Below are 25,654 nucleotides of genomic sequence, written 5' to 3'. Positions count from 1 at the left end.
AACTAATGTTAATCGAATAGAATCATGTGAAGATGTTTTAATATATTTTTGGTTGAAAATAGTCACTAGAAATGATGTAAATATTAAAGGATTTTTAAAGCGACGAATAATAAATTTTAATATAATTCTTACCAAATTATTAATTTTTCTTCAAAAGAAACATACTAACATTAGTAGTACAAACCAAGGCCATGGTTTGTGCTACTATTTTTTTATAGTAGAAGTGAAGAAAAGCCGACCAGCCTCTGGGACCATTTGTGAGTCCGTATATTAAACCGGCTAACTTCATGCCCTTATATGAATCAGTTTAGTATGTTGGGTCCAAGAGATCGTGTATAAGAAAGTGGAATCGATAAGGTACTGTGAAGGCTTCTATGATTGGTCAAAAGGAGAAGAATGAGATGAAACATGTTATTGCGTTAGATGTCAGTAAAGGAAAAAGTACTGTTGCGATTTATGATGGTCACCGCCAATGTGAATTCGAAGGTGTGCTACTTCATACACGCGGTGATTTTGAGCGATTACACGAACGAATAGTAGAGATGTCAAAACAAGATGGACAAGCACCAGCTATCGTATTTGAAGCAACAGGTACCTATTCAAAACCTATCGAAGCATTTTTCAAAGATTACGGCTACGCATACTGCCGCATGAATCCACTTGAAGCGAATTTACAGATGGCAACGATGCGTCGTCATAAAACCGATACTAGTGATGCCCATGAACTTGCGAAGACTCATTTTAAAATGGAACGCGAAATAACGTACATACAAGACGATTATTATGAACAGATGCGTGCACTGACTCGTTACTACGATGAAATTGATGAAGAAATCATTTTACTCAAAAGTAGAATGCATGCCATTTTACAGCTGAGTTTTCCAGAATTAGAAAAGCTGATTACACCGAGTTCAGCACTATTTTTAAATATTGTACAACTCTATCCACACCCCGCACTTTTACAAGCCCATTCAAAAACGATGATTAAAAATCGTTTAAAGGCCAATACGCGAAAAAACCTCTCGCTAATGCGTGCGGAGGCTAAAGCTATTACATTATTAGAAGCAGCTGAAAATAGTTACCCCGCGATTAAACCAACAGATATTCGTTGTGATCAAGCACGAGATTACGCAGCTCGCATTGCGGATTTACAAGAGAAGAAAGATACGCTTGTGAAACAGATGGTGGAATTGTCGGAAGGACGAAAAGAATATCTAGTATTTCGATCGATTCCTGGAATTGGCGATTCAACGGCGTGCCGATTAATTGGAGAGATTGGTGACATCCACCGCTTTCAAAATGCGAAACAACTGAACGCTTACGCAGGCATTGATATTATGCGGTACCAGTCTGGGAATATGCAATATCGAGACAGAATTAATAAACGAGGAAACAAACATTTACGAAAGATTTTATATTTTATGGTGTGCGCCATGCTTATGGCTAAAGGAAAACCGAATCATTTTGTGGACTATTACTACAAATTAAAAAAGCAACCTCAGAGGAAGCCTCATAAGGTTGCGATCATCGCCTGCATCAATAAGTTTCTGAAAGTGACATTTCAGTTACTGACGCATGGCATTCTTTACGATTATGAGTCCGCACTACCAGCTCAGAAATCGTAATCACCTACATAGAACTATATCATAATGACCTTTCGAAAAAAATAAAAATCGTCAGGTCTTTTTGGCGTATCTAAAAATGAGTGTGAAGTGATGAGGGATATCCCTCACCACTTCACACTCATAAAAATATAAATTATTCATTAAATAAAGTTGACTAATCGTAAGAAAGAGGCTGGGACAGAATTCGATTATATTGAAAAACAATAAAAATTGATAATAGCTTTTTCACTTTAAGAAGTTAAATATGCCTTCCTAAATCAAAAAAATGTTAGACCAATTATATCTTGGTCTAACATTTTTTCTTTTTGTCCCAGCCTCTTTTTTCCTACTTCTAATAATTTTAATATCGATTGTGCTTGCTGCATATGCATGGCTAACACGTATTGACTTGCTTGCATCAAAATTTGCGCCTTCACCATATTCATCATCTCTTTTGCGATATCTGCATCTCGGATTCGAGACTCTGCTGCTTGTAAATTCTCTGCGGTGTTCACATTGGCATTGTAGGCATGTTCCAAGCGGTTTTGATAGGCACCAAGTCTTGAGCGTTCATTGGAAACTCGTTTTAAGGCTTCATCCATTGAAGACATGGCTTTTTCCGCTTCCTCACGAGTGGCAATGGAAGCATCCTTCAAACCAAGTGCCTCGGACCCCATCCCATTGATAAATAATTCTATATTTTGCCCTGCATTGGCGCCTGCTTGAATCTTAATGCCATTTGTTTCATAATCCCCATTGAGTAATGTCTTCGTATTAAATTCTGTATCGGTCGATGTGCGCTGAATTTCCTTTTTTAATTCCTGGAACTCCAGATCTAATTTTTTACGATCCTCATCTGTTAATGTATCATTGGCTGCCTCAACTGCTAACTCACGCATACGCTGAATCATGGCATGTGTCTCATTTAATGCGCCCTCTGCCGTCTGCACAAGAGAGATACCATCCTGTATATTTTTAGCTGCCATATTCAATCCACGAATTTGTGCACGCATTTTTTCAGAAATCGCCAGTCCAGCCGGATCATCCGCCGCACTATTAATCCGATAACCGGAAGAAATTCGTAGCACGGCTTTACTCATCGCACCATAATGACGATTCATATTATTCAGGATCGCCATCCCCGTTGCTGACCACTTACCAAGCATGATTTCACCACCTTCTTGACCTATATATCGGTTCGTCCCCTCATCTATTGACTTTATTTTTGGAAATTGTTTCTATTTTTTTATGAGTTATTAACATTTTATAGTTGATTAACCACATCATAAAAGCACCTGCTTTTCATTTATGAAAAGTAGGTGCTTACTGGACAATCCATCTATTCAATTTTGAAACCTCCAAGTTGATGGCTCTTTTGCTGTAGCAACTCGAAAAAGAGTACTTTATCATTCTCTAATAATGCCTGATCAATTAAATGATCCAAATTTTTCTCCTCTAGCTCTGCAATAAGCTGATCGATCTCGCCAACCGTCACAGTAGAAACCATCGGAATTTGTTGCTTTGGTGTAGCGCTTTCAAGTATTGGTGCTAGATGCTCGTGAACATTGGTAATAAGCAATAGTTGATAAAGTGGTAGTCGAATAAAACGATTTCCTTTTTGGAAAACAAATACCTCAGATAAATTTTCAATTTGCTGTGTCTTCATGTTGATGATCATCTCTTTACCTTCTATGGGAATGAAATGGAAAATCTCATTCTCTTTTAAAATAGAGAAATATTGATAAGCAAATACGAGACGTAATTTATCTCCAGTAACTTTTGTGTAAAACGGCTTCATGTATTGAACTTGCATCATCCTTCACCCCTCCTAGTTATCTGATTATTCAGATTTTAACACAAATCAAAAGCCTTGTTAACTATCTTTATTTCATTTTTTTCTTTCTGATCATTCAGCTTATCATTACTGCATTTTAATCGTATAATGGAAGGACAGTCTTTTTTTCCTTTTTTACAATTAACAATGTTAACTATAGCCATACATGATGAAAGGAGTGAGGTTATGGCATTGTCTATATCGCAATTAGCTAAGGAACATCAAGCATTTGTGCTGACTAAATTAAAAGAAGCTGAACAAGGCTTACATCCTTCCTCCACCGAGGATGAGGAACTAGTGCGTCGTGCTGTCTTTTCTGTAAGGAATAAATCCATTGTTTTTGAACGGTTTAATGGAGCGAGTTCTATATTATATGCAAGTGTTCAAGATGTCAGACCCGCTTCTGTTGAAATTGATTTTTCCAAGGAAGAGCTACACTGTAGCTGTCCTCAAGCAAAATGGTGCCGACATCAAATAGGTGCTTTACTCGCTCTCTATCAATATTTTGATTCGGTTCAAAATTGGTCGAGTGCTTGGCGTGCTCAAAAATCAGTTCAGTTAAAATTTTTAGCAGACGAACGCAGCCCGCAAAGCTGGTCGATGATGGTGGATGAGGTGATGAAACGATTATTACCACCTGGGCGCGTATTAGAAGGCTATGGGCTCTCCGCTGTAAGAACCGATGCATTGGAACGTCTTCGTCGACATATGCCCTTTGAGCGTGAATGGCAACCCCTTTATAAGCTGTATATGGAGCTAGCTATTTTTAATTCGATATGGCGGCATTTAAATGAAACACCTGGACATTCGTTAGATTCACCCTATATGAAATATTTTATCGATCAAAGCACTCAATCTTTTGAGAGCATTCTCACAGAGCTTTCTAATCGGTCACGTCTGTTTGCAACTGACCCATTTTATGATGCCATCCAAGAGCTAGTAAGAGAATTTTTATTAGAACGACAAGGGCTTTTCGCTAACCGACTTCGTCTATACATGCTGCTGTGGGCAGTGCTTTTTTATGAGAAGCCTCGACGTGAACAGGAATTGGCATTTATAAATAATCTTGATCACCCTTCAGCAGAAATTTCTCTACAATCGCTAAAATTATTATTTTATGTGCTATTACAAAAAGAAGATTTGCTGCTTGAAAGTTTGGCACAGATTGATTTACCACAAATGCAGGATTTGTTTGAACTGGCTACTTTTGCTCAACGTGCTGGTGAGTCCTATTCATTAGCAGTCATTTTACGAGCAATTTTACCTTTGACTGAAGAATTTCTACAGGAAGTCGTTCCAGTTGTTCAGCGTGCCCAATACGTAAGGCAATTCCAACTTTTATTTGACGAGATACAGCTTACAGATGAAGAGGAAGCAATGCTATACAGTGCCTTTGGTGTGTATGGGCTACAGCCGTTCTCAAGTTTTTTAATAAAAAAAGGACGTTATCGTGAATGGGCAGCTCTCCATCAATTAAACCCATCATCTCTATCCTATTTAGAAATGTGTGGATTAAAGGATGTATTACAGGTTGAACCTGCAATTGTTTTACCTTTATATCATGTCTATGCCATGACTGAAATTGCTCAAAAATCACGACTAAATTATAAGCAGGCTGTGCGTATTTGGAAAAGTATGCGTAGCGCTGCAAAACGGGCTGGCAAAGTAGCTTATTTTGAAACATATATGCAAACCATTCGTGCAGAATATAAACGACTCCGTGCGTTACAAGAAGAAATTGAGAAAGGAAACTTAGTATGATGACAATAAATGCTCCTTCCCCTTTTTCCAAAACACAACAGCTCCGTATTGAAGTAGCTCGGGAAGGATATTTTACGTTGCAGGGTTTTACTGCAAATGGTACAACAATCGATGTTGATACATTAATTTCTTCGCTATTCTTTACTTATGAGGCAAATGTTTATGGATTATTAACAAATCGGGCTGATTTTACGATTGAGGTTTCTACAGCTGAGTTACTAGATATTTTTTCATCAAGCTTCCAGCACCCCTTTATCAGTTGGATTGGTGCAAATGAAGATAGTATGGAATGGTTGAAAAAAGTATACGCCTTACAGGAATACTGGCAAGAGCCTTCACTTTGGTCACATGCTGTCATTGCAGATGATTTTTCATCATTAAGTTTTCCTATTGATCATATAGATTCAGCATTATTGGAAACAGCTGTACAGCAAAAGCTTTCACAGGTTGGGCTAATACTAGCTGATTTACCAAAGTTACTACCCTTTTTCCTACGAGGCGGCTGGCCATTGGATCAAGCTCGTCAAGCTGGAGCTGTTTCCGTTTCTTTACGGTTAAGTGAGCCAGAAGAAGATGCCGATGTATGGTTATTAGAAACGGTCCTAAGTACTGCTACAACAAAAAACTACTGGACACCTGCTATTCGTAAACAATCCTTACCTATAGAAGAAGCACTACCTACAAAGTGGCGAATGTTTGCAACTGAAATTGCGCAGCAACAACAGCAAATTGTAGAACTTCTATCCACCGATACGATCAATAGTGACATCTTTATTCGTGTGACACTGGAAGATTTAGAAGTGCGCTCTTTCCTACGTGAGGATCTCGCTAGATTGCAGGCACTTGGTTTTGATGTTGTACTACCAGCATGGCTAAAGGATTTAAAACAATCCAAAATTAGAATACGCGTCACAACTAGTAATGTCTCCACAAGAAAGGTAGCAGGTTTAGATGATATTTTAACGTTTAAATGGCAGTTTTCTATGAACGGACAAACGATTTCAGCTGAGCAATTTAAAAAGCTCGTGGATGAGAAACGTGAATTTATTCGTATTGGAACTGAATGGTTCCGAGTAGACGCCAATTGGATGCAAGAAATGCGTGAATTAATGCAGCAGGCTGAAGATGAAAGCTGGACTGTTCGGGAATTGTTATTTAGAGAGTTACCAGAAGACTTGTCTGCTCCTCTTGAGGAAGAAGATGCAGATGATGCACTGAGAGATGATCCAATCTTTGCATTAGAAATACAACAATCATTAAAAGCATACATGGAGCAGCTTTTGGAGAAGAAAGGCTTGCCTGCCGTTCTAATCCCATTGTCCTTACAAACCGAATTACGCCCTTATCAATTAGAGGGCTTTGAATGGTTAGTCTTTATGCGTCAACAAGGTTTCGGTGCTTGTCTAGCCGATGATATGGGCCTTGGAAAAACGGTTCAATTGATTACCTATTTACTTCATATTTATGAGTCCGCAGCTGATTACACGAAGCCATCCATCATTATTTGTCCCACTTCAGTGCTTGGGAACTGGCAAAAAGAACTTGCTCGATTTGCTCCTTCCCTGATTGTGCATACGCATTATCAAACAAATCGAGCAAAGGATGAAGATTTTAAACAGCTAGTGACAGCAGAAAAGCCACATGTCATTTTATCAACTTATGGTACTGTGTCACAGGATACTGAATTTTTACAGAATATCGATTGGGCAACAGTTGTACTCGATGAGGCACAAAATATAAAAAATATGCAAACATTACAATCAAAAGCCATTCGTAAATTGCTAGGTGACCATCACATTGCTCTCACTGGGACACCTGTAGAAAATCGTTTATCTGAGTTATGGGCTATTTTTGATTTCATTCATAAGGGCTATCTAGGTAGCTTTGGCCGCTTCAATGAAGAATTTATTTTGCCTATTGAACGGGACGAATCAGAATCGCATAAGCAGAAGCTTCGAGCTAAAATTCAGCCATTCTTATTGCGTCGTACAAAGCGTGATCCACATTTACAGCTTAACTTACCTGATAAGCTAGAATCGAATGAATATTGTCCATTAACAACAGAGCAAGCTTCACTCTATGAGGGCTATATTTTAGAAACACTTGATCAACTAGAGCAGTTAACAGGCTTTCAAAAAAAGGGTCGCGTCTTAAAGATGCTCAGTAAATTAAAGCAACTATGTAATCATCCTGCCTTATATTTAAAGGAACCTTTCGAGGATGCCGAAACAATGCTTGCACGTTCAACTAAGCTGGAGCGCATTGTACAAATGGCAGCTGAGATTGTGGACAATGGGGAGCAATGTCTCATCTTTACACAGTATATTGGCATGGGACAATTGCTACAGCATTGCTTTAGTGAATTATTTAATGTAGATGCACCGTTTTTAACTGGTGCCATGCCTAAGCAGCAGCGAGATCGCTTAGTGGAGGCTTTCCAGGCAGGAGATTTCCCTATATTTATCCTTTCATTAAAAGCAGGTGGAACAGGACTTAATTTAACAGCTGCTACTCATGTTTTACATGCGGATCGCTGGTGGAATCCCGCTGTCGAAAATCAAGCAACAGATCGTGCTTATCGCATCGGACAGACACAATTTGTGCAGGTCCATAAATTTGTGACAATTGGTACGATCGAAGAAAAAATTGATAAAATGCTGGTGCAGAAATCTGCATTATCGGAAGAGCTTATTCAATCAAGCCAGTGGTTGACCGAGTTAGAAGATCAAGAACTCCGCGATTTAATAACATTAGATATATAATAATGAGATGCGCCAAGAGCAAATAGTTCTTGGCGCTCTTTTAGTGGAACTTGCTACTTCTTTTCCCTACTTACTTCATCATTCATATTTAGTTGTGTTGTAAATTCCATTGCTGTGCGGTCTTCAGCAATGTTTATTATTAGTAGTACACATCATTCCTTTCTGCTGTTACGGTGCAAGAAATATAAGGAGAATGGCGGATCAGACAATGAATGTTCTCTTGCCCCGTATGTAAACTTTCCTTGCTAAGGTAAGACAAAATCCTTTAAGCCTTCCTGTTCGTTCGGTGGCTGCGACGGTACAATAGCTGTTTCGTCACTATCTCTTTGTTTAAGTTGATAAAATCTAACATCCTCAACCACTACCTCAGTCATAAAAATCTTCGTGTTCTCCTCATTTACAAATGACCTTGTTTGAATACGGCCATTGACACCGATTAATGAACCTTTACCGCAATATTTAACGATGTTCTCTGCAAGCCTTCCCCAAGCTGTACAGAAAACAAAATCTGTATCTACTTCCCCATGATTGTTTTTAAAATTACGGTTAATGGCTAGTGAAAAATGAGTCTGCACACGATTTCCAGATAAGTAACGTAACACCGGGTCTTTCGTAAACCTTCCAACCAATCCGACTTGATTCATCCGTTCACCTCCTTTGTTTTTGATTGCTCTCATCTTACAAAATGATTCCGGCATTAGCAAAAATCAATATTGTTAATTTCCTTCAGTTTTTGAGCATAAATTGGGTAAATTAACATTTTTGTTTTTCTATTTTTTATTAATTTTTTAGCTGAATGCTTTAGGCTGTAATAGTAAATGCTATTTCATGAAATTTGCAATTTCGCAGTTTTTGAAAAATCGTCACAGGGGCACTTCACAAACAACCGCTACCTCATGTGTTATACTAAAAGAATGACAGACTTAGGAGGAATATACATATTGAAAACATTTAAAATGCTTTCCTTTGACCTTGTCACAAAAGATGGCGTGCAACCATTCCCTTTAATCGATGGCATCATTATTAATCAGGAAAATAGTCATCAATCTTGGGTACTTGAATTGTTTATGGAAAAACAATATCGCTCAACCTTTGATGAGCTCTTAGCGAATGCTACAGTATTCAATGTACGTGCAGTTATTTCGTTTCCAGATAATGAACCCGCTCCTTTCCAGGTGATCGTACATACTGTTGAAGAAATCGGTGATCATGTTTCAGTACTATTAAAAGGTACGCTTAAAATTAAACGCTCTAAATATGCTGAGCAATTACTGTCAGAGTTACTTGCTGAGGGCGTTTCCCTAGAGGATTTACTGGATCGCTTTACGCAAGATATGAAAAAGCGACCAAAATTAAAAAATGACTAGCGATGCGAATTTTTGCATCGCTTTTTTGTTGGACAAGCAATTATTTTTATGTACAATACAATTTAAAAAAAGGAGGGTTACATTTGGTTATTGCTATGAGGGAGAAGCCTTTAAAATTATTATGGCTTGAGGCTTTGATGAGGCGTCTTTTAAAGGATGATGTAGAATTTCATTATTATCAAGAGCAGTATCGTCGACTAGATGCAGGGTTTGCGGGCGAGCAAAAGGTTGATCGCGTATGGCATGAATTAATATACCCAAATACCTTTTTTGTCTTACATAATGTATGCCTTGTGAACACTGCTCAACATCTGCATCAGATTGATACGCTTTTTATTTGTCCTCAATTTATGTTGGTGATAGAAATCAAAAATATACATGGTCGACTTGAATTTGATCAACACACACATCAATGCACACGCACAAAGGTTGATGGTACTGTTGAAGGATTCCCAAATGCTCTTACTCAAACTGAACGTCATATACGATTTCTTAAAGATTTTTTTGCAAGTTGTTCGCTCCCTGTTGAAGGGGCTGTTATTATAGCGAATCCTTCAACAATCATTGTCAATCCAACTAATAATCTCCCCATTTTTCATGTGTCAGGTCTTCATAAGTATCTTCAGTTACTTTTTAAAAAGCATCCTAAAAAAATAATGACGGATAATCATTTAAGTCAATTCGTGCAAGGCTTACTTGCTAAGCGTACGATTCCTCAGATTCATACAACGATAGCCCCATCACGATTTCGACACGGTGTTCTTTGTCCAAAATGTTCCTATCAAAATAATATGTATTTCCATCGAGGCATTTGGAAATGTTCGTTTTGTCATTATAGGAGTATAGAAATTTTTGCAGAGGCCATGCTTGATTATCGGTTATTAGTTAGTCATTGTATTACCAATCAGCAGTTACGAGCTTTTTTTAAAATTAATTCTAACGATGCAGCTACTCGATTGTTACGGAAATTTCAGTTTCCATATACCGGTACCTATAAGGATCGTGTTTACCATTTACCTGAAAATTTGCTGGAGCATATGAAGAAATATTATTGATGGGGGTTTTGCTTTGCTTCCCGGGTATTCGCTTTCCTTCCGCGGGTATTCGCTTTCCTTCCGCGGGTATTCGCTTTCCTTCCGTGGGTATTCGTTTCCCTTTCGCGGGTATTCGTTTCCCTTTCGCGGGTATTCGTTTCCCTTTCGCGGGTATTCGTTTCCCTTTCGCGGGTATTCGTTTCCCTTTCGCGGGTATTCGTTTCCCTTTCGCGGGTATTCGTTTCCCTTCCGCGGGTATTCGCTTTCCTTCCGCGGGTATTCGTTTCCCTTCCGCGGGTATTCGTTTCCCTTCCGCGGGTATTGAAAAAAGAGTGTTTTCCATAGAGGAAACACTCTTTTTATGTTATCGGTTGTTCATACCATCACGGTACTTTTCAGTGTCGTTAACTTTATCGTCGACAACATCATTATTATTGTTGCTGTTTATGTTGTCATTACGTTCAACACCATTTACACCGTTTGCATTTGGTGTGTTGTCATAGCCGTTTGTGCCGTTGATATCGGCATTTGAACCAGGTGTTGTTGCTTCAGGTAATGTTGTATTATCGTTTACAGTACCTCGATCAACACCATTCCCATTTACGTTATTGCGATCGTATGCATCATCACGATTATTCGGATCTAATGCGTCCTCGACATCGTCGACACCACGACGAACGTCATTCTCGACTTCTCGGACAGGGTGATCTTCTACTGCTTTATTTCCCCAGTTACAACCTCCAAGGAATGCAGTTGCAAGAATAATGGTTAAAAATGACATTTTCCACATAGTAAAAAACCTCCTTTCTTGGGTACTATGTCATCAAATACATCTTCTGTATTTGTGATCCTACATAGATTGCCCGGGAAAGGAGGGAACTATCCGATTTTTGTACAAACTATTTTTGTTTTTCTTTTAATAATTGTTCAATATATGCTGCTTCTGCTTTACAGTCGTAGCTATAGTTTGTGCCTAGCTCTTTTTGCAATGTTTCGATTGTTTCGATTTGCTGCGCCGTTGGTTCTTCATTTAAAATTTTGGCAATAACCTCATCGATTTTTTGTGCCATTTCTTCATGAAACTGTGCACTCATCAATGTATCAGCAGGGATTTTTTCGATCCATGCGGCATTCTCCTGAAAATAAGTCTGCCAGCTTGCAATGAAGTCTTCCATGGAAAAGCGCTCTTCATCCCAACCAATACTTGCTAAGTATGTTTCAAAAGATGTTGAAATCGAACGAGTAATGCTAATTTTAATACCTGAAGACAATTCCTTATACATCTTAATAATCCTCCTACATTCGTAAAACCTGAAAATTACATCTATTTCAATTCACAATCGCTTATTTGCCATCGCAATTTAACAACCTACTAATCAATTTTTGACTTGACTTTATCTATTTTATATCTTTTGGTCTACAAATGCAAATTAAGCTTGTTTAGGCTGTTCAGGCCCAATTGCAAATAGAATATCGGCTTCACATACAAGTTCTCCATCTACTGTTGCTACACCATGACCTTTACCCATTACGCCACGAAGTTTTACAAACTCTACTTCCAATTTAAGTTGGTCGCCAGGTACTACTTGACGTTTGAAACGACAATTGTCAACACCCGTTAAAAATGCTAAACGGCCCTTAAATTCTTCTGCATTTAATAAAGCCACTCCACCTACTTGAGCTAAAGCTTCCACAATTAACACACCTGGCATAACAGGGTAACCTGGGAAGTGCCCATTAAAAAAATCTTCGTTGATTGAAACGTTTTTTAAACCTACAGCACGTTTCCCTTCTTCTAATTCAACGATGCGATCTACGAATAAAAATGGATAGCGGTGTGGTAAAATTGCTTGAATTTGTTCTGCTGTTAACATGTCATTTCCCCCTCAAAATTAAGTATGTATACACAAAGTAAGGTAAAGAATAATGTTATTCTTTACCATTCATAATATCAAATATATGCTGCCATGTTTCTCTTTTAAAAATATCCATAGCATTGCCTTCTCCAATAACGCTAAAGCCAAACATTGCGCCTAATGATGCGGCAACAACGACTAAGATGAGAACAATTACAATGCGTAACCAAATCGGAATCAGTCGGATTTGCACCCATCGAACCTCGCGTTGCTCTCCAGTCGAGCGGCGTTCTTTCTTTTCTGGTTGCGGTTGCGTATCGGTTTCTTGTGTCGGCACAGAACGTCGACGTGAATCGTTTGTCATAGATTGTACTCCTCTTCATTCCTTACTATGCGGTTTTGGATGACTTCTTATCGAATGCCATTAATTAGTCCAAGCATTTGATCTGCTAATGTAACCGCTCTTGCGTTGAATTGATAAGAACGTTGTGTTTGAATGAGTTCTGTCATTTCTTTCGAGAGGTTAACATTGGACATTTCTAGTGTACCACTTTGCATACCAATTTGCTGACGGTTCGCTCCCACAAGCTCTGTTAGAACTTCCGCCTGTGTATAGCCAAGTTCAGCTAAATTATTAGGTAATCCCATATAAGAACCAGCAACATGCTCCATTAATTGCGGTTTTTGGAATTCTGTTACAGCTAAATCCGTACGAATGACATCCCCATTTGGATAAGATGCTTCTAATACACCACCATCTCGAACGGCAAACTTTTGAACAGTATCCGGTAATGTAATAGCTTGTCCTGCAGCATTGGCTACAGGGTATCCCTCTGCTGTTACGAGCATGACTGTTCCATTGTTTAATGGAGATAAATAAAAGTCACCTTGTCGAGTATACACTGTTTCTGTTCCATTTTCACCATCTGGCATTAAAATATTGAAATATTGTTTCGCTTTTGTGAAAGCTAAGTCTAAATCACGATTCGTTGTTTGTAATGAACCTTGCTTTTCATTGGATTTAATTTGCCCAACCATTGCACCCGTTCCATAACGAATACCAACAGGAGTTTGACGCTCAGCACGATCCTGCTTATCATTATTAAACTGCTGATAAAGTAGTTCATTAAAGGATGCTTCCTTTGCTTTATAGCCCGTTGTATTACTGTTAGCAATGTTATTACTAATTGTATCAAGTTTGTTTTGTAATTGACCCATTGTGTTTGTTGCTGTAATCATTGTACGTAGCATTGATAAAAGCCTCCTGTTCGCCCATTAAATTTTTCCGATTTCATTCACAGCTTTTTCCATGCTACGATCATAAGCTTGCAATACTTTTTGGTTTGCTTCAAATGCACGATAGGCTGTCATTAAATCTGTCATTGTGCGACTAGAATCTACGTTTGAACCTTCTAAATAGTTTTGACGTAGTGTAAAGGAAACACCATTCGCTCCATAGGCTGTTGGCAAGTTCTCACCATTTGCTGTACGAATAAGGCCATTATCCTGTTTTTGTAGCATGTTCGGATTTTCAGCGAATGATACACCAACACGAGCTACTTGTTGATCATTTACAAAGATAGCGCCACTTTCATCCAAACGAAAATCATCATTTGGTAGCTGGATACGTTGGCCCGCATCGTTTAGTACGTATAATCCTTGACCGTTAACTAAATAGCCTTGACCATCTAGCGTGAAATTACCATTACGTGTGTACGCCTCACCACCATTAGGATGCTCTAGTCGGAAGAAAATTGAACCAGTAACACCATCTTCATTTTGTGGTAAGTTTCCATCAATCAATGCCATATCTGTTGTAAAATCAGTGTTATAGATTTGGCCCTGTATGTAATTAGGCAATGTTTCTTGTAAATATGTCCCTGTATTTAAAGCTCCTACTTGACTCATATAATCAGCGCCGGCTTGTTGGTGAGCAGGTGCATTTGTTTTTCCAATACTAGACATTAACATGTCTGGGAACGAGCGGATGGTAGATTGATCTGCCTTAAATCCTGGTGTATTCGCATTTGATAAATTATTGGTAAGTAATTCTGTTCTTCTTTGTTGCGTGATCATACCTGTTGCAACTGTATAAAATCCTTTAAACAAAGAAATCACCTCATTTTAATTTTATAAGGATGCTGGCACACGATCTATATTTTCAAGCATGATGCCTGTACCAATGGCTACACAATCCATAGGTCTCTCTGCAATGAATACAGGTACCTTTAACTCTTCTATTAATAGCTGGTCCATCCCATGTAACAATGCACCACCACCAGTAATAATCACTCCACGATCAATGATATCTGCTGATAGTTCAGGTGGTGTTTTTTCTAAGACATTTTTAGCTGATTGGACAATCATCGCTACGGATTCGTGTAGTGCACGTTCAATTTCTTCAGACTCAATTGTAATTGTACGTGGTAAGCCTGTTACCATATCACGTCCACGAATATCCATTGTATCATTACGACTACCTTTGAAAACTGTACCAATTGTCATTTTGATTGCCTCGGCAGTACGTTCACCAATTAGCAATTTATATTCTTTTTTAATATATTGCAAAATATCGTTATCAAACACATCGCCTGCTACTTTAATGGATTCACTTGTTACGATATCACCCATTGATAGAACGGCGATATCTGTTGTTCCGCCACCGATATCGACTACCATATTTCCACTTGGTTGGAAGATATCCATTCCAGCACCGATTGCTGCTACCTTTGGCTCTTCCTCTAAATATACTTTTTTACCACCTGATTTTTCAGCCGCTTCACGGATTGCCTTTTGTTCAACACTCGTAATATTCGTCGGACAGCAAATTAAAATACGAGGCTTCGCCAAAAATCCTTTTACATTTAGTTTATTGATGAAATGTCTTAACATCGCCTCTGTCACATCAAAATCTGCAATGACTCCGTCTCTTAGTGGGCGAATAGCTGTGATATTACCTGGCGTTCTCCCTACCATTTGGCGGGCTTCTTCCCCTACCGCTAATACTTTATTTGTCTTTTTATCGATCGCCACAACAGATGGTTCATTGAGGACGATCCCTTTCCCTTTAACGTGGATTAATACGTTCGCAGTCCCTAAGTCAATGCCAATATCTTTCGAAAACATTCTATAATTTCTCCTTCCCGCCAGTTCCAACTACATAACGTTCATTTTATCTCTTTATCTAGAATATTTTATCATATTCTATTGGTAATTTCACCTAAATTTAGTGAATAAGACTGTTTTCTTTTTAGGTTGTGAACGGCTATAATATAGAATTACTATTCCTAAGAAATCATCAATTATTCTTGTCCAGCACAACAAAAAAGAACGAATCATTCTTGACTCGCTCTTTCTTTCCACTTGTTTTTCGTTGCTTCTCCTCCACGAATATGACGTACGGCCTTATGGTAGGCGAGTATTTCTTTCACTTGGTCAGCTAATCCTTCATGAATTGTTGGTAATCGCTCTGTTAAATCCTTGTGCACCGTACTTTTTGAATAACCAGTCATTTTCGCGAGGACACGCACAGTCTCACGCGTCTCAATCAGTAATTCACCGAGGCGTATGCAGCGCTTCCGAATGTGCTCATGCACGTTCTTCGTCCTTTCCACACAATTTCACAAAATGCTTTGGCAATCAGATGCACATTTGCGCATTTCTTCACCTTATGTGGGGACAAAGCTATTCAGAACACATTTTGCATTTTCTTGATAAAATGCTGACTTTTTATGCGTTACTAGCTTTTCTCATTAAAAAGCTAGTAATTTTTTCGGATTGATATATTTTCCGTTTTCAAGAATTTCGAAATGCATGTGGACGCCAGCCGCTTGATTCCACTCGTTGTCAGTCGCTTTACCTAATGCTTGACCTTGTGTAACCTCATCGCCTTCTTTAACAGCGATATCCTTTACAGAGCTATAATGTGTTTGCATACCATTTGGATGCTCGATCACGATCTTATTGCCTGTAAATGCGTCTAGTTTTACCTCTAGTACTTTACCACTCATAGCAGCTAGTACTTCAAATTCTTCACCATTCATAGCAATAGAGATTCCAGAAGATGTAGTAAATGTTTGATTAAATACCATTAGTGCATTTTCACGAGACTCTTCATTTGCCTCTAACTCGTAAAATTCTTGTAAGACTTGTACTTTACTAAAGTTCTCTTCTTTGAATGGATACATCATGTTTTCAGTTCGTGCATTTGTTTCTACTACAGGACCAGGATCTACTTCAGCTAAATCTGGTAAAGGAGCCTCTTCTACTTTTGATACGAGACTATTGTAACCAAATAACAATCCTGCTAGAACGAGTGCACCGCCTGTGTAAACTACTGGCCAAAACCACGGTTTCTTTTGTAATTGGCCATTTTCCTTTTGATTTGGATCTTGGTTTTGAGAAGTTTTGTTATTTTTATCCTCTCTCATTTTCATCACCTCTAGTTGCAGTGTGAACAACTAGAAGTTATTTTAAACATGCATCTATTTTTTTTATTTCAATATCTTGATAATAATAGTGTAAAATTTCGGCAGCTGTTTTCCCTTCATTTGCCATTGCCTCCGCTCCATATTGACTCATACCTACTCCATGACCATAGCCCTGAGTTTTCACTTGAACCTTTCTTTTGTTGGTATCAAAGACAATGGTAAAATCAGTTGATGGAATACCAAGGAGGGTCCTTACCTCTCTCCCCGTCCAGACATTATTCCCCAACTGTAAACGCTCTACTCGCCCAGAGTCATTATAAAATAACTGGATACGATTAAAATCACTAGGTTGCCATTGTATAGGCCAGAGCTTATTCCATTGCGCTAATGTCCACTCTTGCTCAGCCTCAAACTTTGGTGATGTTTGATCGGATATACTTGCAACACTTTGCAAATATGGAATTTCATTTCCACCATAACCATAAGCACTTTCTGTTTTACCGTTACTTGTTGAATGGAACATAGCTGTAATTAATTCATTATTATAAAGAATAACTTGTCCTTGTGTTTCATTGATAGCTTCGACAATTTTCTTTTCATTTCCCAGGAAATTGCTAGCCCAATTCGCCTTTCTTTGCTCTTCATCATAGAAGACTTGCTTTGCCACAGTTGGAGCAATCGTATTTTTACCGTAATTTGTCGTTTTCAACGCATATGTGCGTGCTGCAATCGCTTGTGCCTTCAGTGCCTCTTTTTTAAAAGAAACGGGCATTTCCGCAGCAACTACCCCTGTAATATACGTTTCCAAAGGGATTTTTTCTTCTTGTCCCTCCACTTCTATAAATATTTCACAAGCATTCTCATCACTAGCTGGAGATTTGACAGCTTCTTGCCTTTCACTAAGCCCTACTATAGGAAGCATATATAATGCCCCAATCAAGCAAATGACACCTATACTAATCATCCATTTTTTCATAAGGAATAATATGCTAGATTTCTTTTAGTTATGAGAAAACAAAAACCCTCTGCTTAAAAAGCAAAGGGTTTTGAAATCTATTTAGTTTGTAGGCAATTCAACTGTTATATCTTCAATTGTTACTACTTCTTCTGTAATACGTTCAATATTAGCACCAAGAGATGCTAATTTGCCATGGAAATCAACATAACCACGATCTAAATGATGTAGTTTAGTAACACGTGTCATTCCTTCAGATACAAGACCTGCTAAAATTAATGCAGCCGCAGCTCGTAAATCCGTTGCCATTACTTCAGCTCCCTGAAGATCCACAGGCCCCTCGATAAACACAGAACGTCCCTCTATTTTAGCACCGGCATTCATGCGACGGAACTCCTCAACATGCATAAAACGATTTTCAAATACCGTTTCTGTAATAATACTCGTACCTTCAGCAGTAAGCATTAAAGCCATCATTTGCGATTGCATATCTGTTGGGAAACCAGGATGTGGCATCGTTTTGATATCAACTGCTTTTAGCGTTTGAGGAACTCGTACACGGATTCCTTCATCCAACTCTGTAATTTCTACGCCCATCTCACGCATTTTAGCAATTAAAGCAGTCATATGCTCAGGAACTGCATTTTCAATCACCACATCTCCTCTAGTAATAGCTGCTGCTACCATAAATGTACCAGCTTCAATACGGTCAGGAATAATATGATGTTCTACTCCGTATAATGTATCGACTCCTTCGATACGAATCGTATTTGTCCCCGCACCGATTACACGGCCACCCATACTATTGATGAAGTTTGCAAGATCCACGATTTCAGGCTCTTTCGCAGCATTTTCAATTACAGTTGTCCCTTCAGCTAAAGATGCAGCTGTCATAATATTTTCAGTTGCCCCAACACTTGGGAAGTCTAAATACACATTAGCCCCTTTTAAGCGACCTTCTGTCTTCGCCTCTACATAGCCATGGCCAAATGAAATTTTTGCACCCATTGCTTCAAAGCCTTTTAAGTGTAATTCAATTGGGCGCGAACCGATTGCACAGCCTCCAGGTAGTGCCACACGAGCATAGCCATTACGAGCAAGTAGAGAACCCATTACTAAAATGGATGCACGCATTTTACTAACAAATTCAAATTGAGCTTCACTTGAAAGTTCTTTTGTTGCATCTATATATACGGCATTATCTTCAGGTATATATGTAACTGCTGCGTTTAAACTTTTAAGTACTTCATTTATTGTAAAGACGTCTGCTAAATTAGGGACTTCTTTAATTACATTTTCTCCTTTTGAAGCAAGTAAAGCTGCTGCAAGGATTGGTAACACTGCATTTTTTGCGCCCTCTACACGAACTTTTCCCTGTAGTTTTTGGCCGCCAGTCACTATTATTTTATCCACCCTATGTCCCTCCGAATTCAATCTATTAACCTATCGAATTTTTATTTTAAAAAGAAGTATAATGTCATAATCAGTAAACAAACAACTCTATAGTACAACTTTTCTAACGCTCGTTCAAGCGTCCAAATCACTATTTTAAGCCATTATTAGATATTTTGCTATTTATTTATTGTACGCTGCCAATTTTTTTTTGTGAATGACCAATAACCCGTTCGCTTCTAATACATACCCAAAGATATATGAATAAAAAACAACTTTTCACTTCTTTTTCTATAAAAAGTGATGTGGTGGATGCCCATTATACCCCATCTCTCAATGGGTATCTCAACAGCTAATAGCGTAGAATTTATAAGAATCTAATGTGTTAGCGCAATTAGATTTCTGATCCAGCGTTGATCAGTCTTTTTACATAGTTCAAAGGGCCACACAAATGGTATTATAAAGTCCTTTGAAGTATGTAGACACATAAATTTATTGAAGATAGAAGTGAATTCTTTAAAATAAATATGGAAGTTTGCCTGACCAGTTAGATATTTGGAGAAAGAAATTCGATACTGCTGAGCCTATCGCAATACTAAGTAAAATATATATGAGCTGAATTTGAAAAACTCGATTCTTTTTAAATAATTTTTCGATCATAAAAGCTTGTAATGCGTAAAAAGTTATAGCAATAAAAAATAGATGCGATAATATTCCCAATAAAGCTTCTTGTCCTATCGCCTCATATAGTTCCATGCGGCATCCTCCTTTTCACCTTCAATATGTTGATTCACCTTAAAAAACGGGCAGATGCTATATCTGCCCGTTAAAAATGAATTAGATATTACCCTCATGAACGTTGATACGATTCAACGCACGTTTTAATGCTAGGTCAGCACGTTTGAAATCAATGTTGTCTTGTTTACTTTGAAGACGTCCTTCAGCACGTTTAACGGCTTCTTTAGCACGTTGAACATCGATGTTTTCAGCAATTTCAGCAGACGGCGCTAAAATTGAGATTTTATCTGGACGAACTTCAATGAAACCACCACTTACAGCAACAATATCAGTCGAACCGTTTTCTTTTTTAAGCTTCACTGCACCAATTGCAAGTGGAGCAACCATTGGAATATGGCCTGCAAGAACACCGATTTCTCCTGAAGTTGTTTTGGCGATTACCATTGATACTTCAGAATCGTATACTGGGCCGTCGGGAGTGACAATATTGACTAGAACTGTCTTCATATTTTTTCCTCCTCGTCCCTAGTATTAAACCTCTACGCCCATGCTTTTCGCTTTTTCAACTACTTCATCAATAGAACCAACTAGACGGAAAGCATCTTCTGGTAGGTGATCCCATTTGCCATCAAGGATTTCCTTGAATGAACGAACAGTTTCTTTTACAGGTACATAAGAACCTTTTTGACCAGTGAATTGTTCCGCTACGTGGAAGTTTTGTGATAAGAAGAATTGAATACGACGAGCACGTTCTACTGTTTGTTTATCTTCATCAGATAATTCATCCATACCTAAGATAGCAATGATATCTTGTAATTCACGGTAACGTTGGATTGTACGTTGTACACCAGTAGCAATTGCATAGTGCTCAGCGCCTACGATTTCAGGTGATAATGCACGAGAAGTCGAAGCTAATGGGTCAACCGCAGGGTAAATACCCATTTCTGATAATTTACGCTCAAGGTTAGTAGTTGCATCTAAGTGGGCGAAAGTTGTAGCTGGAGCCGGGTCAGTATAGTCATCGGCTGGTACATAAATCGCTTGGATAGAAGTTACAGATCCTTTGTTCGTAGATGTGATACGCTCTTGTAGTTTACCCATTTCAGTTGCAAGTGTTGGTTGGTAACCTACCGCAGAAGGCATACGACCTAATAGGGCAGAAACCTCAGAACCTGCTTGTGTGAAACGGAAGATATTGTCGATGAATAAAAGTACGTCAGCGCCTTGCTCATCACGGAAGTATTCCGCCATTGTAAGACCCGTTAAAGCTACACGCATACGCGCACCAGGAGGCTCGTTCATTTGACCGAATACCATCGCTGTTTGCTTGATAACGCCTGAATCGCTCATCTCGAAGAATAAGTCGTTCCCTTCACGAGTACGCTCACCTACACCAGCGAATACAGAGATACCTGAGTGCTCTTGTGCGATGTTATTGATTAATTCTTGGATTAATACTGTTTTACCTACACCGGCACCACCGAATAGACCGATTTTACCACCTTTAATATAAGGTGCTAATAAGTCTACTACTTTGATACCTGTTTCAAGAATTTCAACTGTAGTTGAAAGTTCATCGAAAGATGGCGCTTCGCGGTGAATTGAATCACGACGAGCATCAGCTGGAATCTCTTCACCTAAGTCAATTACTTCTCCAAGTACGTTGAATACACGACCTAGTGTCACTTCACCAACTGGTACTGAGATAGCTTTTCCTAAGTCTGTTACTTCTGCTCCACGTTGTAAGCCATCAGTAGATGACATTGCAATTGTACGAACAGAATCATCACCTAAATGAAGTGCAACTTCTAATGCAAGAATTGTTGGATCTTCATTAGGACGTTCAATCTTAACTGTTAATGAGTTATAGATTGCTGGTAATTGGCCGTTTTCGAATTTTACGTCGACAACTGGACCCATTACTTGAATAACATGTCCTTTATTCATTACTGTGTACCCTCCTATCGTATTCTTATACGACATTGGTGAGCTGAGCCTATTCTAAGGCTGCAGCTCCACCAACGATTTCTGTAATTTCTTGTGTAATCGCTGCTTGACGTGCACGGTTATATTGCAATGAAAGATCTGCAATAAGATCAGATGCATTATCAGTTGCATTTTTCATAGCAGTCATACGAGAAGCATGTTCACTTGCTTTTCCATCTAATAATGCGCCATAAACTAAGCTTTCCGCGTATTGTGGAAGTAATACTTCAAGAATTGCTTCACCAGATGGTTCAAATTCATAAGAAGCTTTACTGTTTACAGGTGCGATATCTGTTAATGGAAGAAGTTTTTTCTCTGTCACTTCGTTAGCAATTGCGCTGACAAAGTGATTATAGTACATATAAAGCTCATCATACGTACCGTCAATGAACATACCAACAGCATTACGAGCGATTTCTTTAATATCAGCGAATGTAGGTTGGTCAGGAAGAGCAACAACACTGCTGATGACATTATGATCACGTTTCACAAAGTAATCACGAACAACACGACCTACTGCTAAAATCACGTATTCGTCTTTTGATTTATGACGCTCGTTGATTGTACGTTGTACTTGACGTAGGATGCTTGAGTTGTAAGCACCTGCTAGACCACGGTCAGAACCAATGACTAAGTAAGCTGTTTTCTTTACAGGACGAGCAGTTAACATTGGGTGTCCACTGTCTTTTGTACCTGCTGCAATTGCGCCTACTACGTCTTGGATTTTTTCCATATAAGGAACGTAAGCTTTAGCATTTTGCTCTGCACGACGTAACTTGGAAGAAGAAACCATCTGCATCGCTTTCGTAATTTGTTTCGTACTCTTTGTTGAATTAATACGACCTTTTATTTCGCGTAAGTTTACCACTGGTATTTCACCACCTTTTGTTTTTTAATCAAGTGACTAGCTAGAACTTATTCTGATTTAGCGAAAGTTTTCTTGAATGCATTGATTGCTGCTTCATAATCCGCATCAGGAGCAAGCTCTTTTGTAGTACGAACATGATCTAGAACGTTAGTGTGGTTTGAATCTAACCAGCTTAAGAATTCATTTTCGAAACGAACGATATCTTGTACTGGGATATCATCTAAATGACCTTTAGTTAATGCATAAAGGATCGCAACTTGTTTTTCAACTTTAAGTGGTTTGTTTAGGTCTTGTTTAAGCACTTCAACCGTACGTTTACCACGCTCAAGTTTAGCAAGTGTAATTTTATCTAAATCTGAACCGAATTGAGCAAATGATTCAAGCTCACGGAATGCAGCTAAGTCAAGACGTAGTGTACCCGCAACTTTTTTCATTGCTTTAATTTGAGCTGATCCACCTACACGTGATACAGAAAGACCTGCGTTGATCGCTGGACGTACACCTGAGTTGAATAAGTCAGATTGTAAGAAGATTTGACCATCAGTAATTGAGATTACGTTAGTTGGGATGTATGCAGAGATATCCCCAGCTTGTGTCTCTACGAATGGAAGAGCTGTGATAGAACCACAGTTGTAAGTTTCATTTAACTTCGCAGCACGTTCAAGTAAACGGCTGTGTAAGTAGAATACATCACCAGGGTATGCTTCACGACCTGGAGGACGGCGTAAAAGAAGTGAAAGTTCACGGTAAGCTGATGCTTGTTTAGAAAGATCATCATACACGATTAAAACGTGTTTACCTTGTAACATGAATTCTTCTGCCATAGAAACACCAGCAAATGGTGCTAAGTATAATAATGGAGCAGGTTGAGATGCTGCTGCAGTTACAACGATTGTATAATCTAAAGCACCGTGTTTACGTAAAGTTTCAACAACACCACGTACAGTAGATTCTTTTTGACCGATTGCAACATAGATACAAATCATGTTTTCACCATTTTGGTTTAAGATTGTATCGATTGCTACAGATGTTTTACCTACTTGACGGTCACCGATGATTAACTCACGTTGACCACGACCGATTGGCACTAATGCGTCAATCGCTTTAATACCAGTTTGTAGTGGTTCGTGCACTGATTTACGAGCCATTACACCGAAAGCTGGACTTTCAATTGGACGAGATTTTGTAGCGTTGATAGGACCTTGTCCATCCACTGGTTGACCAAGTGGGTTTACAACACGGCCAATTAGTTCTTCACCAACTGGTACTTCCATGATACGACCTGTACGACGAACTTCATCGCCTTCTTTGATGTCAGTGTATGGACCTAAGATTACGATACCAACGTTACCTTCTTCTAGGTTTTGAGCCATACCCATAACACCATTAGAGAACTCTAAAAGCTCTCCAGCCATGGCGTTGTCGAGGCCATGAGCAAGAGCGATACCGTCACCAATACGGATAACTGTACCAACTTCGCTTACTTTAAGTTCAGATTCATAATTCTCAATCTGTTGTTTAATCAGACTGCTGATTTCTTCAGCCTTGATGCCCATGTATGTCACCTCTCACATTTCTAAATTATTAACCGATTAATTCACGTTTTAGACGCTCTAGTTTGTTAACTACTGAGCTGTCATAAATATGGTTACCGATTTGAACACGAATACCACCAAGTAAAGTTGGATCGATTTCGTTTGTAATGTTTAATGCTTGTTTTCCAACAAGTTTCGCAAACGCTGTCGAAATATTAGCGCTTTCTTCTGCAGAAAGTGCACGTGTTGAAAATACTGTTGCATCTGCCATACCTTGTGCTTGTGCAGCAAGCTCAGCATATGCATTAGCAATTAGCTTAATCTCGTTTACACGTTTTTTCTCAACTAGCAGTTGAACTGTGTGTAAAACTTCTGGTGTTGCACCAGTGAAAATATCAGCTACCATTTGCTTTTTACGTTCGATGGAGAACTTAGGCGCACTTAAAAGTGTTAAAAAATCAGGAGATTCTTTCATTACTTTTGTTAGTTCGTTTAAGTCTGCTCCAACTTCAGTAAGCTTGTTTTTTTGTTGCGCTAATTCAAAAAGCGCTTGAGCATAACGTTTTGCTACAGTTGAATTACTCATCGAGCTTCCCCTGCCTTCGCAATCGTCTCTTCAATAAGAGCACGGTTGTCTGCCTCAGAAATCTCTTTGCTAAGGACTTTAGATGCTGCAAGTACAGATAATGAAACGACTTCATCACGTACAGCTGCAATAGCTTTTTCTTTTTCAGACTCAATTTCACGTAAAGCCGATTCTTTTAAGCGATTTGCTTCATTGCGTGCTACAGTAAGAATTTCTTCTTTTTGTAGTTCGCCTTGCTTCTTAGCGCCCTCAACAATCGATTGTGCTTCTGTACGAGCTTCCTTAAGAAGGCTCTTTTGTTCTTCTAAAAATTGGTGCGATTCTTTGCGCGCTTTTTCAGCTGCTTCGATTTCACTCGCTACTAATTCTTCACGTTGTTGCATGATGCCCATAAGTGGACCCCAAGCGAATTTCTTAAGTAGTAACATTAATACTATGAAAATAACTAATGTTGCGATGATATCTCCACTATTAAACGAAGCACCGCCTGAACCTAGTACAAGATTATCTAAAAACACGATTGTTTCACTCCCTTCAAGAGCTTTAACTTCAACATAATTTAGTGATTAAAAAAACTACCTATTTTAAAAAGCTATATTTACACATAGCTTTTATCCGTTCCAAAATGAAGGGCGAAGTTTCATCTGGTGAATCCTGCTTCGCCACTAGTAAAATTCAGTGTTCAACTGAATTATTTGTTCATTACGATGAATGCTACTACTACTGCGATGATCGGTAGGGCTTCAACTAATGCAACCCCGATGAACATTGTAGTTTGAAGAACGCCACGAGCTTCTGGTTGGCGAGCGATACCTTCTACTGTTTTTGATACGATAAGACCGTTACCAATACCTGCACCAAGTGCACCTAAACCGATTGCGATTGCTGCTGCTAATAAACCTAATGAACCTGTCATTTGAAAATTTCCTCCTTGGAATTGTTTGTA

The 25,654-nt window shown here is 38.7% G+C and carries 27 protein-coding genes; 5 read left to right on the top strand and 22 right to left on the bottom strand.

The genetic code is table 11. The features are described 5' to 3' along the window. The first annotated feature begins 401 nt into the window (after nucleotides 1–401). Nucleotides 402–1,625, top strand: a complete 1,224-nt coding sequence (locus JTI58_RS12055) for an IS110 family RNA-guided transposase (RefSeq protein ID WP_205444362.1) — start codon at nucleotides 402–404, stop codon at nucleotides 1,623–1,625. A 257-nt stretch (nucleotides 1,626–1,882) separates the two neighbouring features. On the opposite strand, the gene JTI58_RS12050 is transcribed toward JTI58_RS12055, so the two are convergent. Both JTI58_RS12050 and JTI58_RS12045 read right to left on the bottom strand, forming a co-directional pair. After that, nucleotides 1,883–2,770: a flagellin N-terminal helical domain-containing protein gene (locus JTI58_RS12050; RefSeq protein ID WP_205446898.1), complete on the bottom strand. Its 888-nt coding sequence runs from the start codon at nucleotides 2,768–2,770 to the stop codon at nucleotides 1,883–1,885. A 173-nt stretch (nucleotides 2,771–2,943) separates the two neighbouring features. Next, nucleotides 2,944–3,420, bottom strand: coding sequence for an IDEAL domain-containing protein (locus JTI58_RS12045; RefSeq protein ID WP_205446896.1), 477 nt, complete (start codon nucleotides 3,418–3,420; stop codon nucleotides 2,944–2,946). Nucleotides 3,421–3,624: 204 nt separating this feature from the next. Between JTI58_RS12045 and JTI58_RS12040 the strand changes: the two genes are divergently transcribed. After that, a complete protein-coding gene (locus JTI58_RS12040; protein ID WP_205446894.1) occupies nucleotides 3,625–5,199 on the top strand; it encodes a hypothetical protein in 1,575 nt (524 codons plus the stop codon). Further along, entirely contained in the window at nucleotides 5,196–7,961 is a 2,766-nt protein-coding gene (locus tag JTI58_RS12035) for a DEAD/DEAH box helicase (RefSeq protein WP_205446892.1), read from the top strand. Before JTI58_RS12040 ends, JTI58_RS12035 begins: the two co-directional genes overlap by 4 nt. A gap of 245 nt (nucleotides 7,962–8,206) precedes the next feature. Here the strand turns inward: JTI58_RS12035 and JTI58_RS12030 are convergent, their stop codons facing one another. Beyond that, on the bottom strand, nucleotides 8,207–8,605 hold the full coding sequence (locus JTI58_RS12030) for a single-stranded DNA-binding protein (RefSeq protein ID WP_205446890.1): 399 nt from the start codon (nucleotides 8,603–8,605) through the stop codon (nucleotides 8,207–8,209). 297 nt (nucleotides 8,606–8,902) lie between these two features. On the opposite strand from JTI58_RS12030, the gene JTI58_RS12025 reads away from it, so the two are divergent. Both JTI58_RS12025 and JTI58_RS24865 read left to right on the top strand, forming a co-directional pair. Beyond that, the gene (locus JTI58_RS12025; RefSeq protein ID WP_131520802.1) at nucleotides 8,903–9,328 is read left to right on the top strand and encodes a YwpF family protein; all 426 of its coding nucleotides are present in this window, start codon (nucleotides 8,903–8,905) and stop codon (nucleotides 9,326–9,328) included. A gap of 83 nt (nucleotides 9,329–9,411) precedes the next feature. Beyond that, nucleotides 9,412–10,383 carry a nuclease-related domain-containing protein gene (locus JTI58_RS24865; protein ID WP_243456393.1) on the top strand — a complete coding sequence of 324 codons (972 nt, stop codon included), beginning with the start codon at nucleotides 9,412–9,414 and terminating at the stop codon, nucleotides 10,381–10,383. 343 nt (nucleotides 10,384–10,726) lie between these two features. On the opposite strand, the gene JTI58_RS12015 is transcribed toward JTI58_RS24865, so the two are convergent. The 19 genes from JTI58_RS12015 to atpE all read right to left on the bottom strand — a co-directional run bounded on the left by JTI58_RS12015 (nucleotide 10,727) and on the right by atpE (nucleotide 25,624). Then, entirely contained in the window at nucleotides 10,727–11,152 is a 426-nt protein-coding gene (locus tag JTI58_RS12015) for a hypothetical protein (RefSeq protein WP_205446888.1), read from the bottom strand. Between the two features lie 109 nt (nucleotides 11,153–11,261). Then, complete coding sequence (locus JTI58_RS12010) at nucleotides 11,262–11,645, bottom strand: hypothetical protein (RefSeq protein WP_205446887.1); 384 nt, start codon at nucleotides 11,643–11,645, stop codon at nucleotides 11,262–11,264. 147 nt (nucleotides 11,646–11,792) lie between these two features. Beyond that, nucleotides 11,793–12,236, bottom strand: coding sequence for a 3-hydroxyacyl-ACP dehydratase FabZ (fabZ, locus tag JTI58_RS12005; RefSeq protein WP_205446885.1), 444 nt, complete (start codon nucleotides 12,234–12,236; stop codon nucleotides 11,793–11,795). A 55-nt stretch (nucleotides 12,237–12,291) separates the two neighbouring features. Further along, on the bottom strand, nucleotides 12,292–12,582 hold the full coding sequence (locus JTI58_RS12000) for a DNA-directed RNA polymerase subunit beta (protein WP_205446875.1): 291 nt from the start codon (nucleotides 12,580–12,582) through the stop codon (nucleotides 12,292–12,294). A gap of 47 nt (nucleotides 12,583–12,629) precedes the next feature. Next, complete coding sequence (locus tag JTI58_RS11995) at nucleotides 12,630–13,469, bottom strand: flagellar hook-basal body protein (RefSeq protein WP_205446873.1); 840 nt, start codon at nucleotides 13,467–13,469, stop codon at nucleotides 12,630–12,632. A 24-nt stretch (nucleotides 13,470–13,493) separates the two neighbouring features. Continuing rightward, nucleotides 13,494–14,327 carry a flagellar hook-basal body protein gene (locus JTI58_RS11990; protein WP_205446864.1) on the bottom strand — a complete coding sequence of 278 codons (834 nt, stop codon included), beginning with the start codon at nucleotides 14,325–14,327 and terminating at the stop codon, nucleotides 13,494–13,496. A gap of 21 nt (nucleotides 14,328–14,348) precedes the next feature. Beyond that, complete coding sequence (locus tag JTI58_RS11985; protein WP_004269486.1) at nucleotides 14,349–15,344, bottom strand: rod shape-determining protein; 996 nt, start codon at nucleotides 15,342–15,344, stop codon at nucleotides 14,349–14,351. Nucleotides 15,345–15,553: 209 nt separating this feature from the next. Next, entirely contained in the window at nucleotides 15,554–15,814 is a 261-nt protein-coding gene (locus tag JTI58_RS11980) for a sporulation transcriptional regulator SpoIIID (RefSeq protein ID WP_004269485.1), read from the bottom strand. 156 nt (nucleotides 15,815–15,970) lie between these two features. Further along, nucleotides 15,971–16,648, bottom strand: a complete 678-nt coding sequence (locus JTI58_RS11975; RefSeq protein WP_205446863.1) for a M23 family metallopeptidase — start codon at nucleotides 16,646–16,648, stop codon at nucleotides 15,971–15,973. Nucleotides 16,649–16,685: 37 nt separating this feature from the next. Further along, complete coding sequence (gene spoIID, locus JTI58_RS11970) at nucleotides 16,686–17,624, bottom strand: stage II sporulation protein D (RefSeq protein WP_205446862.1); 939 nt, start codon at nucleotides 17,622–17,624, stop codon at nucleotides 16,686–16,688. 81 nt (nucleotides 17,625–17,705) lie between these two features. Continuing rightward, complete coding sequence (gene murA, locus JTI58_RS11965) at nucleotides 17,706–19,016, bottom strand: UDP-N-acetylglucosamine 1-carboxyvinyltransferase (RefSeq protein WP_205446861.1); 1,311 nt, start codon at nucleotides 19,014–19,016, stop codon at nucleotides 17,706–17,708. 495 nt (nucleotides 19,017–19,511) lie between these two features. Next, entirely contained in the window at nucleotides 19,512–19,751 is a 240-nt protein-coding gene (locus tag JTI58_RS11960; protein WP_205446857.1) for a DUF1146 family protein, read from the bottom strand. Nucleotides 19,752–19,832: 81 nt separating this feature from the next. After that, the gene (locus tag JTI58_RS11955) at nucleotides 19,833–20,240 is read right to left on the bottom strand and encodes a F0F1 ATP synthase subunit epsilon (protein WP_205446855.1); all 408 of its coding nucleotides are present in this window, start codon (nucleotides 20,238–20,240) and stop codon (nucleotides 19,833–19,835) included. Nucleotides 20,241–20,264: 24 nt separating this feature from the next. Beyond that, entirely contained in the window at nucleotides 20,265–21,680 is a 1,416-nt protein-coding gene (gene atpD / locus JTI58_RS11950; protein ID WP_205446853.1) for a F0F1 ATP synthase subunit beta, read from the bottom strand. Between the two features lie 49 nt (nucleotides 21,681–21,729). Beyond that, nucleotides 21,730–22,587, bottom strand: a complete 858-nt coding sequence (gene atpG / locus JTI58_RS11945; RefSeq protein WP_036123615.1) for an ATP synthase F1 subunit gamma — start codon at nucleotides 22,585–22,587, stop codon at nucleotides 21,730–21,732. Between the two features lie 47 nt (nucleotides 22,588–22,634). Then, nucleotides 22,635–24,143 carry a F0F1 ATP synthase subunit alpha gene (atpA, locus tag JTI58_RS11940; protein ID WP_036123620.1) on the bottom strand — a complete coding sequence of 503 codons (1,509 nt, stop codon included), beginning with the start codon at nucleotides 24,141–24,143 and terminating at the stop codon, nucleotides 22,635–22,637. Nucleotides 24,144–24,171: 28 nt separating this feature from the next. Further along, nucleotides 24,172–24,708, bottom strand: a complete 537-nt coding sequence (locus JTI58_RS11935; RefSeq protein ID WP_205446851.1) for a F0F1 ATP synthase subunit delta — start codon at nucleotides 24,706–24,708, stop codon at nucleotides 24,172–24,174. After that, nucleotides 24,705–25,226, bottom strand: a complete 522-nt coding sequence (gene atpF, locus JTI58_RS11930) for a F0F1 ATP synthase subunit B (RefSeq protein ID WP_205446849.1) — start codon at nucleotides 25,224–25,226, stop codon at nucleotides 24,705–24,707. The genes JTI58_RS11935 and atpF overlap by 4 nt, the downstream gene beginning before the upstream one ends. A 173-nt stretch (nucleotides 25,227–25,399) precedes the next feature. After that, nucleotides 25,400–25,624: a F0F1 ATP synthase subunit C gene (atpE, locus tag JTI58_RS11925; RefSeq protein WP_004269474.1), complete on the bottom strand. Its 225-nt coding sequence runs from the start codon at nucleotides 25,622–25,624 to the stop codon at nucleotides 25,400–25,402. Nucleotides 25,625–25,654 lie beyond the last annotated feature (30 nt).

The sequence above is a fragment of the Lysinibacillus fusiformis genome, assembly GCF_016925635.1.
GTDB classification, from domain to species: Bacteria; Bacillota; Bacilli; order Bacillales_A; family Planococcaceae; genus Lysinibacillus; species Lysinibacillus fusiformis_F.
Note: the sequence above shows the minus strand (reverse complement) of the source record. Positions and strands in the feature narration are given on the sequence as shown.

Coding starts and splice junctions, on each gene's coding strand:
- JTI58_RS11975 (WP_205446863.1), bottom strand. CDS start 16,648: ATGAGAGAGGATAAAAATAACAAAACTTCTCAAAACCAAGATCCAAAT.
- atpE (WP_004269474.1), bottom strand. CDS start 25,624: ATGACAGGTTCATTAGGTTTATTAGCAGCAGCAATCGCAATCGGTTTA.
- JTI58_RS12055 (WP_205444362.1), top strand. CDS start 402: ATGAAACATGTTATTGCGTTAGATGTCAGTAAAGGAAAAAGTACTGTT.
- JTI58_RS12000 (WP_205446875.1), bottom strand. CDS start 12,582: ATGACAAACGATTCACGTCGACGTTCTGTGCCGACACAAGAAACCGAT.
- JTI58_RS11960 (WP_205446857.1), bottom strand. CDS start 19,751: ATGGAACTATATGAGGCGATAGGACAAGAAGCTTTATTGGGAATATTA.
- atpA (WP_036123620.1), bottom strand. CDS start 24,143: ATGGGCATCAAGGCTGAAGAAATCAGCAGTCTGATTAAACAACAGATT.
- JTI58_RS11935 (WP_205446851.1), bottom strand. CDS start 24,708: ATGAGTAATTCAACTGTAGCAAAACGTTATGCTCAAGCGCTTTTTGAA.
- JTI58_RS11955 (WP_205446855.1), bottom strand. CDS start 20,240: ATGAAGACAGTTCTAGTCAATATTGTCACTCCCGACGGCCCAGTATAC.
- spoIID (WP_205446862.1), bottom strand. CDS start 17,624: ATGAAAAAATGGATGATTAGTATAGGTGTCATTTGCTTGATTGGGGCA.
- JTI58_RS12050 (WP_205446898.1), bottom strand. CDS start 2,770: ATGCTTGGTAAGTGGTCAGCAACGGGGATGGCGATCCTGAATAATATG.
- JTI58_RS12045 (WP_205446896.1), bottom strand. CDS start 3,420: ATGATGCAAGTTCAATACATGAAGCCGTTTTACACAAAAGTTACTGGA.
- JTI58_RS12015 (WP_205446888.1), bottom strand. CDS start 11,152: ATGTGGAAAATGTCATTTTTAACCATTATTCTTGCAACTGCATTCCTT.
- JTI58_RS12035 (WP_205446892.1), top strand. CDS start 5,196: ATGATGACAATAAATGCTCCTTCCCCTTTTTCCAAAACACAACAGCTC.
- JTI58_RS12030 (WP_205446890.1), bottom strand. CDS start 8,605: ATGAATCAAGTCGGATTGGTTGGAAGGTTTACGAAAGACCCGGTGTTA.
- JTI58_RS12040 (WP_205446894.1), top strand. CDS start 3,625: ATGGCATTGTCTATATCGCAATTAGCTAAGGAACATCAAGCATTTGTG.
- fabZ (WP_205446885.1), bottom strand. CDS start 12,236: ATGTTAACAGCAGAACAAATTCAAGCAATTTTACCACACCGCTATCCA.
- JTI58_RS11985 (WP_004269486.1), bottom strand. CDS start 15,344: ATGTTTTCGAAAGATATTGGCATTGACTTAGGGACTGCGAACGTATTA.
- JTI58_RS11995 (WP_205446873.1), bottom strand. CDS start 13,469: ATGCTACGTACAATGATTACAGCAACAAACACAATGGGTCAATTACAA.
- atpD (WP_205446853.1), bottom strand. CDS start 21,680: ATGAATAAAGGACATGTTATTCAAGTAATGGGTCCAGTTGTCGACGTA.
- JTI58_RS12010 (WP_205446887.1), bottom strand. CDS start 11,645: ATGTATAAGGAATTGTCTTCAGGTATTAAAATTAGCATTACTCGTTCG.